The organism is Flavobacterium alvei (genome assembly GCF_002920895.1).
GTDB classification, from domain to species: Bacteria; Bacteroidota; Bacteroidia; order Flavobacteriales; family Flavobacteriaceae; genus Flavobacterium; species Flavobacterium alvei.
Map to the genome: position 1 here is coordinate 620,182 of NZ_PQVG01000001.1, position 15,035 is coordinate 635,216.

A 15,035-nucleotide genomic window follows, 5' to 3' on the forward strand; every position below is an offset into this window, starting at 1 on the left:
AACTTTGCAACTTAAATAAATAGATTATGTTTGGAATAGGCGGCGGCGAATTAATTTTTATACTGTTTATAGTTTTAATGCTTTTTGGTGCTGACAAAGTGCCCGAAATGGCACGAACCATGGGAAAAGCCATGGCGCAATTAAAAAATGCCACAAACGACATCAAAAATGAAATTCAAAAAGGAGCCGAAGAAAATGGTTTCGACCAAAAAATGCTAGACAATTTGACTGGCAATATCACTTCCGAAATCAATAAAACAAAAGCCAGTTTACTTGGCGATTCAAATCCTTTAAAAGGAATTTCGGATAATTTTTCATCAGAAGTTGACAAAGTCAAAAGTAGTATCGTAAATGAAACTTCGACTCAGACTGTGTCAGAATCTGAAAACACCAAAGAAAATTCAATCTCTGAAACAACTCCAAAAACTAATGAGATTGAAGAAATAACTGGGCCAATAAAACGCACCAAATAATGCTGGACAAGATACAAACTCTCGATACCAAACTATTTATTTATCTCAATGGTTTAGGCTCAGAAAACTTCGACGGACTTTGGTTAATTATCACCAAACAAATCTATTGGACTCCACTTTTCTTACTCCTGTTTTATATTATTTTCAAGAAATTAGGAACCAAACAAAGCCTATATTTGCTTTTGTTTGTGGCGGTTTTACTTGTTTTCACCGATCAAATCACCAATTTGTTCAAAAACGGATTTCAAAGACTACGCCCTTGCAATAATCCCGAGATAAATACTATAATAAGAATCGTTCAATCCCGAAAATCATTTAGTTTTTTCTCTGGCCATGCAGCCAACACAATGGCGGTTGCTACATTTTTGTACCTCATTTTCAAGAAAGATTTCAAATACTTTGGCTTGCTATTTCTATGGCCATTGATCTTCGCTTATAGCCGAATTTATCTCGGATTACATTATCCAATAGACATAATTTCCGGCTATTTCTGTGGAGCAATATTGGGTTATTTGATGTTCAAATTATATAGAATAGCACAAAAAAGAAATTTTTCGGTTAAATTAAAGAAATAAAACAGTTTCAAGTAATTACAAAACCCGAGAAACCGTCAAACCATCACGAATGGGCAATAAAACTGTTTCTACTCTAGAATCGTTTTTCAACAAAAGATTATATTCCAGCAATATTTTAGTACTGATGTCTTTTGGACTCAAGGGTTCAAGCACTTTTCCGCTCCACAACACATTATCCGAAAGAATAATGCCGCCTTGATTCATTTTTGGCACAATCAATTCAAAATAATTGATGTAATTTTCCTTATCAGCATCAATAAAAACTAAGTCAAATTTCATGTCTAAAGTTGGAATAATATCCAAAGCTTCTCCAAGATGTTGCACGATTTGATTTCCCCAAGGTGATTTGTCAAAATGTTTGCGCTGAAAATCAACCAATTCTTCTTTGATGTCAATCGTGTAAAGCGTACCATTTTCCTGCATTCCTTCGCACAAACACAAAGCCGAATAACCCGTATAAGTACCAATTTCGAGAATATTTACAGGACGAATTAATTTGGACAACATACTCAAAACGCGTCCTTGAAAATGACCACTCAACATTCTTGGCAACAACACTTTCTGATAGGTTTCTTTGTTTAAGGCTGCTAATAATTCGGGTTCTTTTTCAGAATGTTGCTCGATATAATTTTCTAAATCTTGGGAAATGAAGTGCATTATTTTAATTTTTGTCAAAGTTATCAAATTATCAAAACAACACACGAGCAATTATTCGAATTGATGAAATAAATCAACAAATAGTCCTTAAATTTGCAGCATGCAAATCGAGAAAAAAGACATACGAGCATTATCAAAAGAACAATTACGAGAATTTTTTGTTGCCAATAATGATAAAGCGTTTCGTGGAAATCAAGTATATGAATGGTTGTGGAGCAAAGGCGCACATAGTTTTGAGGATATGACTAATGTATCAAAATCTACTCGCGAAATGCTAGAAAACCACTTTGTAATCAATCACATCAAAGTAGATAAAATGCAACGAAGTGAAGACGGAACGGTCAAAAATGCGGTTCGTTTGCACGATGGTTTGGTAGTAGAAAGTGTTTTGATTCCCACCAATACTAGAACGACAGCTTGTGTTTCTAGCCAAGTGGGTTGCAGTTTGGATTGTAATTTTTGCGCCACAGCAAGACTGAAAAGAATGCGAAATCTAGAACCAGCCGAAATTTACGACCAAGTAATAGCCATTGATAAAGAAAGTCGTTTGTATTACAACCATCCTTTATCGAATATTGTTTTTATGGGAATGGGCGAACCGCTTATGAATTACAACAATGTAATGAAAGCCATCGAAATGATTACATCCAACGAAGGATTGGGAATGTCTCCAAAACGAATTACAGTTTCGACTTCTGGTGTGCCAAAAATGATTAAAAAAATGGCCGATGACGAGGTAAAATTCAATTTAGCCGTTTCTTTACATTCAGCAATTGATGAAATTCGTTCTAGAATTATGCCTTTCAGCGAAAATTTTCCTTTGGTCGATTTAAGAGAAGCATTAGAATATTGGTACCGAAAAACCAAAAGCAAAGTTTCGTATGAATATGTGATTTGGAAAGGGATTAACGACAATAAAGCCTCGGTTGACGCACTAGTAAAATTCTGCAAATATGTGCCTTGCAAAGTCAATTTAATCGAATACAACCCGATTGATGATGGCGAATTCCAACAAGCTTCGGAAGAATCTATTAATGCCTATATCAAAGCTCTTGAAGCTACAGGAATTGTAGTAAAAGTGAGAAGAAGTCGTGGCAAAGATATTGATGCTGCGTGTGGTCAATTGGCAAATAAAGAAGCATAAAAAAAACGTCCTGACAATAAAATCAGGACGCTTATTAGGTTTGTTTAGTCTTTTATTTTCTTAAAGTTATTACTTTTGAAACGCCTTTTACAGTCATAGTGGCTAATTTATCACAATCACCATTTCCATAATCTAAAGTAGCAATAGTATCGACATTGTCGTTTTTCTGAATGCTAACCACTCCTGAAACAGGAAATGGCATTTTGCAACTCAATTTAACTAAAAGTGGTGTTGTAATTTTAGAAGTATATTTTGAACCATTCGGAAAAGTAGTGATATTGTATCCCCAAACTTTGAAAACATTGTCTTCCCAATTAGTAAGTGTTGCAAAACCTTCAACCATTTCTCTAACTCGTGTTCCAATTCTAGTATAAATTTTACCATCAGGATAAGTGATTTTCACATCAACTGAGTGTGTTGTAACAGGATGGATAGTTGCCAATAAATCAGAAGTTTTAAGTTCGTGAGTAATGGTTTTATTTCCTTCAATTAATTTATCGTTATGATAAAATCCTTCTAAAGTATAGGAAATCGTTCTTATTGGAGTTGTAAAATTCTTAGAGAAACTAATGATAATTTTTCCCTTTACGATATTCCCGTTTGGCAAAGCACAACCTTGAGTTCCAAAATCAATAGTTCTGGTCCAAGTGTCATTTGTCAATACTTTTGTAATTGTTGCGCAAGCTGGCAACATACTTACCATTCCAGCAGTTGTTTTTGCAGTTGAAGACGCGCTTTTTTGAACGTCATACTGATCTTCTGCAATGATAGAAACATCATCAACAGTGGCGTCAATTTCTGAATTTACAGCAGTTTCATCAGCCGTAATTGCAGCAGAGGTTGTTGACTCATCTACAGTTTCATTGGAATTACAACCAACAAAAGTTACAATGGACAACATGGTAACGAATAATAAAATTTTGGTTTTCATAAAATTCATTTTTTAGGTTTAATAATTTGATTATGAAATCAATAAAAGGTTTAATTTGGGATTCTAAATTTATAAATAAAAATGCAAAAAAGGACAACATTTAAGCCAATATTCGATGAACTACACTCTCAAAAGAATTTTTTATTTGACTAAATATCAATTATGTAAGAATAATAATCTCTCAATAAAAGGCCGCAAATTCTGAAATCATAACACATTTAGACCGAAAAGAAACTCTAATCTAATTTCATTTTAGGTAAAATAAAATGTTTCAAAAAACACATTCAATAACAAAAATTTGATGCCATTATATTATTCGAAAATAGTATATTTGAATCCTAAATGAACATCACTTCTCAAATAAAGCAGCCTATTTTTAACGAGATGGAACTTTTCGAAAAAAAGTTCTATGAATCGATGACTTCAAAAGTGGCTTTGCTGAACCGAATCACCTATTATATAGTGAATCGAAAGGGAAAACAAATGCGTCCGATGTTTGTTTTTTTGACAGCCAAAATGGTTTCGGCTGGAATTGTAAACGAAAGAACCTATCGTGGAGCTTCGGTTATAGAGTTAATTCACACCGCAACTTTAGTCCATGACGATGTAGTAGATGACAGCAATCGCCGAAGAGGTTTTTTCTCCATCAATGCGCTTTGGAAGAACAAAATTGCTGTACTAGTTGGTGATTATTTACTTTCAAAAGGATTGTTGCTTTCCATTGATAACGGCGATTTCGATTTATTGCGAATCATTTCGGTAGCTGTTCGCGAAATGAGTGAAGGCGAATTATTGCAAATAGAAAAAGCCAGAAGACTCGATATCACCGAGGATGTTTACTACGAAATCATTCGCAAAAAAACAGCAACACTTATTGCTGCTTGTTGTGCTTTGGGAGCGAAATCGGTGATTGAAGATGAAATTCAGGTAGAGAATATGCGAAAATTTGGCGAACTCATCGGGATGGCTTTTCAAATCAAGGACGATTTGTTTGATTATACTGAGGATGCCATTGGCAAACCTACAGGAATTGACATCAAGGAACAAAAAATGACTTTGCCATTGATTCATGTTTTGAATAATTGTACTCCAAAAGAAAAATCTTGGGTTATCAATTCCATCAAAAACTACAACAAAGACAAAAAACGAGTTAAAGAAGTGATTGCTTTTGTAAAAAACCATAACGGCTTGTTCTATGCCGAACAAAAAATGGCCGAATTTCAACAGGAAGCATTGTCACTTCTGGATAATTATGCACAATCCGAGTTTAAAGACGCTTTGATTTTGATGGTAAACTATGTTATCGAAAGAAAAAAATAATTTTTTTAGTAAAACACACCCTCTGAAACCTTGATTTTATTGAGGTTTTTATTTTTCATACTGTTTTTTTTATTTCTGATGCAACCTTTTTGCAAGCAGTCTCGTCTTACTTATAGCAACACTTTATAAAACAAAATTGAAAGTCATTCACTTTAACCAAGAAGAAAATGAAATCATTCGTTTGGCAATCGAGAACAATCGAGCTGCCCAGCAAAAAATTTACGCCAAATTTTCTCCAAAAATGTTAAGTGTGTGCCGACAGTATATAAAGGACATTCACCAAGCCGAAGACATTATGATTACGGCTTTCATGAAGGTATTTACTAATCTGAAAAATTTTGAGCAAAAAGGAAGTTTTGAAGGTTGGATTCGAAGAATTATGGTTAACGAATGTATTTCGAATATCCGAGTTCAAAAAAAAGTAAGTTTTGTTGAGGATGAGAATTATTTTGAAGAAAGTTTCAATAATATAGAAAGCCAATTTTCGGTAGAAGACATTCAGTTTTTGATAGACAACTTGCCCGATGGTTACCGAATGATTTTCAATTTGTATGCGATTGAAGGCTACAAACACCAAGAAATTGCGAGTATGTTGGGCATTAATGAAGGAACTTCTAAATCGCAATTGTCTCACGCCCGAAAAATTTTGAAAGAGCAAATATTGACGCTAAAAAATTACAGTAATGGAACGGAATAAAGTAGAAAAACAGTTCAAAGAAAAATTGAATTCTCGTGAAATCAAACCAACAGATATGGCTTGGGATCGATTGGATGCAATGTTGTCCGTTGCCGAAAATAAAAAGCCTAATCGCAAATTCAATTGGGTTTATATAGCGGCAAGTTTTATTGGATTTTCACTATTTGGAACTCTATTTTTCAATCAAACTGAAACCGAGTTGGAAAATCATAAAGACAAAATAGCAAATCAACAATCAATTTCGACAAACACACACACAGAACCTTCAACTAATTTAAATACAATTCCCGATAATAAAAGGATTGTCAATATTCAAAAAAATATTTCAAAAGGCAACAAAAAAGTAGTTTCAAAAATAGATTCATTATTCAATAAAGAAAATTTAAATCAAAATCCTGTAGCTGAAGTTTCAATCATCAATCAAAAAAAAGAATCAGAATCCAATACCACACCAACTAAGACCCTCACTGTTGACGAACTGTTGGCTAAAGTTGACAAATCCTCAAGATTGACAAATACAATTAATCCAAACTTGAAAATAAAAGTAAATCCAAATCAATTGTTACAACAAGTTGACAACGATTTAGAACCTACTTTTCGCCAAAATGTATTTAGCAAAGTAGCAACTAATTTAAAGGCTGTAAAAGAAGCAGTCGCAAATAGAAACAAAGAATAAATCATCAATCCATTAAAAAATCAAATCATTATGAGAAATTTAACCGTTTACTTAGTACTGTTGCTATGCTTTTTTGCTGGCAAAATGTTGGCACAAGAAACCTATGAACAAGCACTTGAAAAAACCGAAATCAAATTTGAACAAATTAAGCAAGAGGAAGAAAAAGCATATAACGAAGAAGTTGAAAAACTAAAAACTCAACAAAAAAATGGAATTATTTCCAAACAGGAATTTAAAGACAAAAAAATAGTTTTAGAAAAGAAAAAGGAGTCGAATATAAAAGAAAGAGGCCATTTAGAGGCCAAAAAAATAAGGCAAAAATTTCCTGAATTAGGTGCGAAATCATATACCGATAGAGCAGAAAGAATTACCGAAGGAATAAAAAACGATATTGAAGAAGAAAAAAAACTTCTCAAAACGGAAATAGAAACTGTTGATAAACAATTAATAGATGGTGTTATTACTAAAAAACAAGCCGAAGAACAAAAGTTACAATTAGCAGAAACAAGAGCAAAAATCATCGAGTCTAAAGTGGCAGATAGACAAAAAGCTTTGAGTATATTGGCTCAAGATGAAATAGACGGCAAACTATCTAAAGATGATAGTAAAGGAGGTACAAGAATTACAATTGGAGGAAATAACAATTCAAATTCAGATATTGGAAATCATAATGACTTTGTTTTTCCAGCAATGAAAGCGTATAATGGTCAAAAAGATAAAGATCGCCAACAAAGCAAAAGAACCACTTCGCAATTTGTATTTGCTATTGGAAATAATAATTTAGTTACCGAAGGAGCTGTTGCGAATTCTGATTTTAGATATTGGCAATCTCGTTTTTACGAATGGGGTTTTACATTTAACTCTAGAATTTCTAACAATCATAATTTATTGCATGCAAAATACGGATTGTCCTTGATGTATAATGACTTAAAACCAACAGACAATCGCTATTTTGTTGATAATGGAAATCAAACAAATTTGGAAACCAATCCAGTGCGTCAAGATGATTCTCGTTTTCGAAATGTAAATTTGGTTATTCCTTTTCATTTAGAATTTGATTTTACAAAACCAACAATTAAAAATGGCACAACCTATTTTAAATCACACGATAGTTTTAGGCTTGGAATAGGTGGTTATTTTGGAGCCAATGTAAAATCAAAACAAATCCTCAAATATGATTTAGACGGCTATCATTCAGAAGAAAAAACCAAAGGCGATTTCAACACCAATGGCTTTGTCTATGGTTTAAGCACCTATCTAGGTTACAAAGCAACCAGTTTGTATTTGAAATACGATTTGAATACATTGTTCGAGAATAATCCAGTAGATCAGAATAATATTTCATTAGGTATTCGATTTGATTTTAATTAGAGTTTTACGATAGTTTCATACAGAGAAAAGGTGTTCCAGCAATGGAACACCTTTTTCATTTTAATAATCCAAAATTAACTTTGTATCTTTGAAGCTTTCCAACATTTAACATCATAAAAATTGATTTCAAAAGCCACCATAGACACTGTTTTCGAAACCGCTCGAGTTGAGGAAGTTATTGGCGATTTTGTACAATTAAAACGTGCTGGAAGTAATTTCAAAGGATTGAGTCCGTTTTCAGACGAACGTTCACCATCGTTTATGGTGTCGCCAGCCAAAGGAATTTGGAAAGATTTCAGCTCTGGAAAAGGAGGAAATGCCATAGCTTTCCTAATGGAACACTCCCATTTTACTTATCCTGAAGCCATTCGATATTTGGCTAAAAAATACAATATCGAAATCGAAGAAACCGAACAAACCGACGAAGAAAAAGCCAATACCGATGTTCGCGAAAGTATGTATTTGGTTTCTGAATTTGCCAAAGATTATTTTCACAACACCCTTTTACATTCAGAAGAAGGCAAAGCCATTGGTCTTTCCTACTTCAAAGAAAGAGGTTTTACTGGCGAAACTATAAAGAAATTTGTGCTTGGTTATTCGCCCGAAACCTGGGACGCATTGACCAAAGAAGCCTTGGGAAAAGGTTATAAATTAGAATTTCTTGAAAGTACTGGATTGACAATTCCTAGAGATGACAGGCCATTCGACCGTTTCAAAGGACGAGTGATGTTCCCCATCCAAAGTATGTCAGGAAGGATTTTAGGTTTTGGAGGTCGAATTTTGACTAATGATAAAAAAGCGGCAAAATATCTCAATTCGCCCGAAAGTGAGATTTACCATAAGAGCAAAGTTTTGTACGGAATTTTTCAAGCCAAACAATCCATTGCCAAAGAAAACAATTGCTATTTAGTTGAAGGTTATACCGATGTCATTCAGTTTCATCAAGCGGGAATCGAAAATGTAGTGGCTTCCTCAGGAACGGCTTTAACGCCCGATCAAATTCGATTAATCAACCGATTGACCAAAAACATTACGGTCCTTTTTGATGGAGATGCTGCAGGATTACGCGCTTCTATTCGAGGAATCGATTTGATTTTGGAAGAAGGAATGAATGTAAAAGTGTGCGCTTTTCCAGACGGAGAAGATCCAGATAGTTTTTCTAAGAAAACACCTTATGAAGAATTAGTGAAATATTTAGACGAAAATTCTAAAGATTTCATTCAATTCAAGGCATCAATGTTGATGAATGAAGCCAAAAACGATCCTATCAAAAAAGCCGATTTAATTCGAGATATGGTGGTGAGTATTTCAAAAATTCCGGATAGAATTCAACGCGAAATTTATATTCAAGAATGTTCTCGAATTATGGATATTTCCGAGCAAGTCTTGGTGAGTACTTTGGCACAATTAGTTCAAAAAGACGTCACTGAACTTGGAAAAAAACAAAAACAAGAACAAAAAGCATTTGAAGTTGTAAAAAATGAAGCGCCAGTAGAAGTCCGAAAAGTAGATATTCTCTATGGATTAGAACGGAAAATTATCGAGATTTTATTATTGTACGGAAATAAAACCGAAGAATTTGAAGACATTCTTTTGAAAACCAATGAATCTGGCGAAATTGAAAATGTTTCTGAAAAGAAAAGCTACAAAGTATTTCAAAGAATTTATCTGAGTTTACAAGAAGATGAAGTAGAATTAGCAAATCCTTTGTTTAGAGATATTTACAATAATCTGATTGCTTATTTTCATCAAAATGAAACCTTTAGTATTGAACAGTATTTAATGCACTTGAACCCCGATTTTGCTCAAGAGGTGACCGATATTTTGATGGCAGACGAAAGAGTAGTTTTACACAATTGGGAAGGACAAAACATTTTTCCAAAAACGAAAAATGAAACAATAAGTCAATATGTTTCGGAAACAATTCTTACCCTAAGATGGTATTTAGTAGATAAAATCATCGAAGAAATAAAAAGCTCAATATCATCAGAACCAGATTCTAATAATATTGAGCCTTTGTCAATGGCAATGGATTACTCAAAATTAATTAATTCATTTTCGAAAAAATTAGGACGAGTAATGTCTCGTTATAGCAATTAAAATAACTTTTTATGAATTGGTAGTAAAATAGAAATTTTAGTCCCTTCATTTTCTTTAGAGAAAATACTCATAAGACCATCTGATTGTTTTACTATTAATTTACTTAAATAAAGGCCTAACCCTAATCCTTGTTGTTCATATTTATCTCGGTGAAATTGGACTCCAGCATCAATTATTTGCAGCTCTTCTTCTTTGAATCCAATACCTGAATCGAATATTCTAATTTCATATAGATTATCGTCATAACGACTTCCTTCAATAATAACTTTTTTATTTTTTGGCGAGAATTTTAATGCGTTGTCTAATAATTCAAATAGAATGAAAGATAAATTTTTTTCTGAAATTTCTAATTTTGAAGTTCTGAGTTTTGATACAATCCTATTTTCTTGTTTTTTATAATTGAGTAAAATTTTACCTAATACGTTCCTGAAAACACCTTTTATTTCAGAAATATCAATATTAAATAATTCAATTTTATTGTTTTTAATCTCTTCTAAAAGAACTATATTTTGAGTATTTCTATACAATCGTTCCCCAGATATTTTTATTGCTTCATAAAAATCATTAATTTCACTTTGTTCAAAATTATCTGAATTATTTATTAATAAATCAATAGACTCTAAGATACCGTTAAGGGGAGTGTTGATTTCGTGACAAAAATATTTTTTTTCACCAAGGTATAGATTATTGGAATTTTTTATTTTATTGAATCTTTCTATTTTGATTTCTATGGTTTTTAATAACTCATTTATCTTAAAAGGTTTTGTTAAAAAGTCATCGGCTCCTTCGTTAAAACATTTTCTAATTAAGCCTTCTTCGTTCATGGCTGTCAAAAATATAAATGGAATGGTACTAAAATTTTTGTTTCCATAAATAATTTTTTGAAAAGTTTCTCCGTCCATTACTGGCATCATTATATCACAAATAATCAAGTCAGGAATCCACAGGTCTAAAATATCTAGCGCTATTTGCCCATTTTCTGCTGTTCTAGTTTCAAATTTTTCGAGTATTAGCAATTCATTAATTGTTTCTCTAAGATTTACATCATCGTCAACGAGAAGGATTTTCTTTTTATTCATAAGGGATCATTAATTTTATTGTAGTTCCATTTTTTGTCTAAATATGTATCTTAATGTTTTTTATTTGTATTAAGCTTTTTAATTTTCATGTCTATTAGTAACATTAAATCTTCTAACTTAAAAGGTTTTGAGATAAAAAGTTCAACTCCTTTTTGTATAAATTTATCATTTGCCTCTTTGTCATTTTTTGCTGAAAAAAAAACAAAAGGTATTTGGTTTAGAACTACGAAATCTTTGATTTTTTCATAAAATGTATAGCCATCCATTACAGGCATCATTATGTCACTAATAATTATGTCTGGAATCCAATCCTCCAATATTGCTAGAGCTTCTTCACCATTAGCAGCTGTTAATATAGAATAGTTATTAAGAGTAAGCATATCTGTTAAAGTATTTCTTAGAATTATTTCATCATCAACAAGTAGTATTTTCTTTTTATTCATAAGGTATTGTCAATAACACTGTAGTTCCTATATTTTCTTCGCTTAAAACAACTATCTCCCCGTTAAGTAGGTTAATGAATTGTTTTACAACTGTTAATCCTAATCCAGAACCTACTATAGTGCTAGTATTTGTAGCTCTAAAAAAGGAAGTAAATAAATGTTGTTTTTCATCGTTTGGAATTCCAATTCCATAATCTATTATTTCTACTTTTATTTTTTCTTTCAAATAGTTAATTACCAGTTTTGGTTCCTTTCTATTTACTGAATACTTAAAGGCATTGCTTACTACATTTGTAATAATATGAATTAACAAGGTTTCATCACTGTTTAATTTTTGTTTTTTTCCTTTAATTGTAATTCTAATTTTACGTCCATCAGGTTCATTGTCAAAATAAGTTTCGATTATTTTATTTATGAAGTGGCCAAAATCTATTTCTTTTATATTTTTTTTAGTCCCCTCTGATTCATATTTTCCAAAAATCAGGATATTGTTCATTAATTCCGTAAGCCTTTCGACTTCATTTTTTATTCTATTCGAGATTAATTTAACACTATTAGCAATTTTGTATTCTTCCATTTTGCTTTTAATTTCTAAAAGTTCTGCATTGGAGTATATAATGGTCAATGGTGTTCTGAATTGATGTGATGCCATTGAAATGAAATTTGATTTCAATTCGTTGAGTTCTTTTTCTTTTAAAAGATTTAATTTCATCTCTTCTGCCGCTTTTATCGTTTCGCTGATATCTCTACTTGAGGATTGCATACCAATGATTTGATTTTCGTTTTCGAGGATGACTTTTGTAACGCTTTCCATCCAGATATAACTCTTATCTTTTTTTCTAAATCTAAATGTTAAGGGTTTTGTTTTTAATTTTTCAGCGATTTCTTGATGTGCATTTTGGATTATTTGCAAATCATCGGGATGTATAAAATCATAAAGACTTCTATAAATTAATTCTTCAGGTTTATATCCAATAATTTCTTTGGAAGAGTTTGAAACATAGGAGAAAGTCCCGTCATTAAAATGCTGAGTTATAAGATCGGTTGTGTTTTCTGCAATAAATCTAAATTTTTCCTCGGATAATTCTAATTGGCGTTCAGCTTCTTTGATCTCGCTAATATCGATATGAGTTCCTATAACCTTAATGGGCACTCCAACAATGTTTTTAATGACCAAACCGGAATATTTTATCCACACATAATGTCCTTTTTTGTGTTTCATTCTCACCAACCCTTGATAACTATCCGTTTTTTCTTGAATGTAATTCATCCAGTTAAGTTCTATCTGATCGACGTCATCAGGGTGAATATTCTGTCTCCAAAATTCAACAGACTGAACTATTTCATCTAAATTATATCCCAGCATTCCTGCATAATTATATGAAAAAATGGCTTTGTCTGTTATGAGATTTAGTTCCCACATGCCTTGATTAGAGCCCTTCAAATAAAAATCAAATTGCTCTAAGTGGTTTTCCAATTTTGCATTGGTTTTGTCTTGGTTCAATCTAATTCCTATGTTTTTAGCAACTGTGTGTAAAACATTAACCTCTTCTTCAATCCATATCCTCTCTGTCTTGCAATCATCATAACCAATCCAACCCCAAAATTTATTTTCAGAAAAGATGGGTGTAAAAAGATAGGATTTAATTCCCTGCATTTCCATCGTCTCTACAAATAATTTATTGTCACTTTCTTTAACCAGACCATATAATGGTTCATCGTTTACCAAAGTTTTATATAACCCTGGAAAATCGTCATAAGAAACCCCATTCAATTCTGGGCTACCTAAAAAAGAATCAACTCCCTCATTGCACCATTCGTACACATAATATAATTTAAGAATTCCGTCCTCAGTTTCATTTTTGAAAATATAACATCTATCAATTTCTTGGCTTTTACCAATTGATGCAATACATAAATTCAAAGCATCATCAATTGAATTTTCTTTCAAAAGATGATTATTGGCATTTGAAATTCCTAATAGGAGATTCTTCATAATAATTTAGTAACTTTATGACGTGTATTAATAATTACAAATGTATTTTGATATAAATAATCATAAGTCGTAAATACTCATAATTTGAAATTTTTAAGTTATAGATTAAAATATGGATACTTACATTCGTACAATGAGAGAAAAAAAGGGCCAAATATTATTATTAGAAGATGACTTGGCATTAGGTGGTTTGATTTCGGAAGTTTTGCAATTGAGTAATTTCAATGTGCATTGGCTTGTTGACGGAGTAAAAGCGCTTGAGTATTTGCAAAATAATTTGCCAGATATCATAATTAGCGACTTGATGATGCCTAATATGGATGGAGAAGAGTTGTTTGTAAATATTAGAAAAAACAATAAATTTAATACAATTCCCTTTATTATAATTACTGCTAATATGGATGATGGGGTTAAATATAGACAACTTGAAAATGGAGTAAATGACTATATAATGAAACCTTTTAAATCTAGGGAACTGATTTTAAAAATCAAAAATCTATTGGTTCTGAGACACAATATAGAAAAAAAATACAAACCTGATCCTTTCTCTAAGGTTACTATAAAATTATCTGAAAAAGATTTTTTATTGTCTGTAAATGAATATATATTAAAAAATCTAAAATCTAAAATTGATATGGAAGAGTTGGCTACTCATCTTTTTATCAGTAGGTCAACACTTGACAAACGAATTAGAAAACTTGCTAATAAAAACATCTCACAATATGTAAGAGAGTTTAAATTAGAATACGCAATCAAACTTATTGATTTAGGAGAAAGGAATGTTCAATTTTTAGTAGATGCAACAGGGTTTAATTCATTTTCATATTTTTCAACAAGTTTCAAGTCATATGTAGGTCTTTCAACGAGAGATTATTTCAAAACTTTATAGATCATTTTGTCAAAAAGTAATAATTGTGAATTCATTTTTAATAATGAGATTGTTGCTTTGAGTTGCTTGTAAAGATTTTAAACGAATAAATTAAGTTATGGGTATTTTTTTTTAAAATATTCGTCTATGCACAGTTTTATTTAATAAAACATCATAATTATATCCTCAAATGTTTAATATTTCTCGCCATTGGACGGCCTGTCAAATTTGTTTTTTGGGTAAATAGGATTCGGATTAATAAGGTAGTTTTAGGCAAGATATAAATGAATATCAAATTCAGGTGAAGGTGAAGGTGAAAATCAAATAAAACTATTTGCTTCGGGGTTCAAACAAAAATCTACAATTTTTTTTAATTCTTTTATTGCAAAAGGTTTTGTAACATAAGCCTTGGCCCCCAACTCAATACCTTTTCTTTGGTTTTCTGACTCAGTTTTTGCAGATAAAAGAATGACCGGAATGTTAGAAAAGTTAGATTTTTGATGCTCTGCAAGAAATTCATATCCATTTAAAAAAGGCATATTTACATCACAAATAATTAAATGAGGAATATTTTCTTTGGCTTTTTGTAGACCTTCTATACCGTTTTTAGCCTCTAAAACCACGTAATTTAGTAAAGAAAAAAAATCAGACATAGTTTCTCGAAGTTTTAATTCATCATCAATTATTAATATTTTTTTCATAACA

Annotated in this window: 14 protein-coding genes and 1 pseudogene; 9 read left to right on the forward strand and 6 right to left on the reverse strand. The window is 31.7% G+C overall.

Going from position 1 to position 15,035, the window contains the following annotated elements; genetic code table 11:
• Positions 1 to 26 precede the first annotated feature (26 nt).
• Positions 27 to 347: pseudogene (locus C3L50_RS16610) on the forward strand (Sec-independent protein translocase subunit TatA/TatB); the annotation flags it as partial.
• 125 nt (positions 348 to 472) lie between these two features.
• Positions 473 to 1,048 carry a phosphatase PAP2 family protein gene (locus C3L50_RS02565; protein WP_103804560.1) on the forward strand — a complete coding sequence of 192 codons (576 nt, stop codon included), beginning with the start codon at positions 473 to 475 and terminating at the stop codon, positions 1,046 to 1,048.
• 15 nt (positions 1,049 to 1,063) lie between these two features.
• On the opposite strand, the gene C3L50_RS02570 is transcribed toward C3L50_RS02565, so the two are convergent.
• A complete protein-coding gene (locus tag C3L50_RS02570) occupies positions 1,064 to 1,705 on the reverse strand; it encodes an O-methyltransferase (RefSeq protein ID WP_103804561.1) in 642 nt (213 codons plus the stop codon).
• Positions 1,706 to 1,805: 100 nt separating this feature from the next.
• On the opposite strand from C3L50_RS02570, the gene rlmN reads away from it, so the two are divergent.
• A complete protein-coding gene (rlmN, locus tag C3L50_RS02575) occupies positions 1,806 to 2,849 on the forward strand; it encodes a 23S rRNA (adenine(2503)-C(2))-methyltransferase RlmN (RefSeq protein WP_103804562.1) in 1,044 nt (347 codons plus the stop codon).
• Positions 2,850 to 2,901: 52 nt separating this feature from the next.
• On the opposite strand, the gene C3L50_RS02580 is transcribed toward rlmN, so the two are convergent.
• Complete coding sequence (locus C3L50_RS02580; RefSeq protein ID WP_103804677.1) at positions 2,902 to 3,780, reverse strand: hypothetical protein; 879 nt, start codon at positions 3,778 to 3,780, stop codon at positions 2,902 to 2,904.
• A gap of 342 nt (positions 3,781 to 4,122) precedes the next feature.
• On the opposite strand from C3L50_RS02580, the gene C3L50_RS02585 reads away from it, so the two are divergent.
• From C3L50_RS02585 to dnaG, 5 genes are all read left to right on the forward strand, one after another.
• On the forward strand, positions 4,123 to 5,100 hold the full coding sequence (locus tag C3L50_RS02585) for a polyprenyl synthetase family protein (protein WP_103804563.1): 978 nt from the start codon (positions 4,123 to 4,125) through the stop codon (positions 5,098 to 5,100).
• Between the two features lie 136 nt (positions 5,101 to 5,236).
• Positions 5,237 to 5,797 carry an RNA polymerase sigma factor gene (locus C3L50_RS02590; protein WP_103804564.1) on the forward strand — a complete coding sequence of 187 codons (561 nt, stop codon included), beginning with the start codon at positions 5,237 to 5,239 and terminating at the stop codon, positions 5,795 to 5,797.
• Positions 5,784 to 6,473, forward strand: coding sequence for a hypothetical protein (locus tag C3L50_RS02595; protein ID WP_103804565.1), 690 nt, complete (start codon positions 5,784 to 5,786; stop codon positions 6,471 to 6,473). The genes C3L50_RS02590 and C3L50_RS02595 overlap by 14 nt, the downstream gene beginning before the upstream one ends.
• A gap of 30 nt (positions 6,474 to 6,503) precedes the next feature.
• Complete coding sequence (locus C3L50_RS02600) at positions 6,504 to 7,844, forward strand: hypothetical protein (RefSeq protein WP_243400318.1); 1,341 nt, start codon at positions 6,504 to 6,506, stop codon at positions 7,842 to 7,844.
• A gap of 120 nt (positions 7,845 to 7,964) precedes the next feature.
• Complete coding sequence (dnaG, locus tag C3L50_RS02605; RefSeq protein ID WP_103804566.1) at positions 7,965 to 9,944, forward strand: DNA primase; 1,980 nt, start codon at positions 7,965 to 7,967, stop codon at positions 9,942 to 9,944.
• On the opposite strand, the gene C3L50_RS02610 is transcribed toward dnaG, so the two are convergent.
• The 3 genes from C3L50_RS02610 to C3L50_RS02620 are packed head-to-tail and all read right to left on the reverse strand — an operon-like array spanning position 9,941 to position 13,462.
• A complete protein-coding gene (locus C3L50_RS02610; RefSeq protein ID WP_103804567.1) occupies positions 9,941 to 11,023 on the reverse strand; it encodes a hybrid sensor histidine kinase/response regulator in 1,083 nt (360 codons plus the stop codon). The genes dnaG and C3L50_RS02610 overlap by 4 nt on opposite strands.
• Positions 11,024 to 11,073: 50 nt before the next feature.
• Complete coding sequence (locus C3L50_RS02615) at positions 11,074 to 11,466, reverse strand: response regulator (RefSeq protein ID WP_103804568.1); 393 nt, start codon at positions 11,464 to 11,466, stop codon at positions 11,074 to 11,076.
• Complete coding sequence (locus C3L50_RS02620) at positions 11,459 to 13,462, reverse strand: PAS domain-containing protein (protein WP_103804569.1); 2,004 nt, start codon at positions 13,460 to 13,462, stop codon at positions 11,459 to 11,461. The genes C3L50_RS02615 and C3L50_RS02620 overlap by 8 nt, the downstream gene beginning before the upstream one ends.
• 112 nt (positions 13,463 to 13,574) lie before the next feature.
• Here C3L50_RS02620 and C3L50_RS02625 point away from each other — a divergent pair, with 112 nt between their 5' ends.
• Complete coding sequence (locus C3L50_RS02625) at positions 13,575 to 14,351, forward strand: response regulator transcription factor (RefSeq protein ID WP_243400319.1); 777 nt, start codon at positions 13,575 to 13,577, stop codon at positions 14,349 to 14,351.
• A gap of 299 nt (positions 14,352 to 14,650) precedes the next feature.
• On the opposite strand, the gene C3L50_RS02630 is transcribed toward C3L50_RS02625, so the two are convergent.
• Complete coding sequence (locus C3L50_RS02630) at positions 14,651 to 15,031, reverse strand: response regulator transcription factor (protein WP_103804570.1); 381 nt, start codon at positions 15,029 to 15,031, stop codon at positions 14,651 to 14,653.
• Positions 15,032 to 15,035: the final 4 nt, after the last annotated feature.

Coding starts and splice junctions, on each gene's coding strand:
- C3L50_RS02565 (WP_103804560.1), top strand. CDS start 473: ATGCTGGACAAGATACAAACTCTCGATACCAAACTATTTATTTATCTC.
- C3L50_RS02570 (WP_103804561.1), bottom strand. CDS start 1,705: ATGCACTTCATTTCCCAAGATTTAGAAAATTATATCGAGCAACATTCT.
- rlmN (WP_103804562.1), top strand. CDS start 1,806: ATGCAAATCGAGAAAAAAGACATACGAGCATTATCAAAAGAACAATTA.
- C3L50_RS02580 (WP_103804677.1), bottom strand. CDS start 3,780: ATGAAAACCAAAATTTTATTATTCGTTACCATGTTGTCCATTGTAACT.
- C3L50_RS02585 (WP_103804563.1), top strand. CDS start 4,123: ATGAACATCACTTCTCAAATAAAGCAGCCTATTTTTAACGAGATGGAA.
- C3L50_RS02595 (WP_103804565.1), top strand. CDS start 5,784: ATGGAACGGAATAAAGTAGAAAAACAGTTCAAAGAAAAATTGAATTCT.
- C3L50_RS02600 (WP_243400318.1), top strand. CDS start 6,504: ATGAGAAATTTAACCGTTTACTTAGTACTGTTGCTATGCTTTTTTGCT.
- C3L50_RS02610 (WP_103804567.1), bottom strand. CDS start 11,023: ATGAATAAAAAGAAAATCCTTCTCGTTGACGATGATGTAAATCTTAGA.
- C3L50_RS02615 (WP_103804568.1), bottom strand. CDS start 11,466: ATGAATAAAAAGAAAATACTACTTGTTGATGATGAAATAATTCTAAGA.
- C3L50_RS02620 (WP_103804569.1), bottom strand. CDS start 13,462: ATGAAGAATCTCCTATTAGGAATTTCAAATGCCAATAATCATCTTTTG.
- C3L50_RS02625 (WP_243400319.1), top strand. CDS start 13,575: ATGGATACTTACATTCGTACAATGAGAGAAAAAAAGGGCCAAATATTA.
- C3L50_RS02630 (WP_103804570.1), bottom strand. CDS start 15,031: ATGAAAAAAATATTAATAATTGATGATGAATTAAAACTTCGAGAAACT.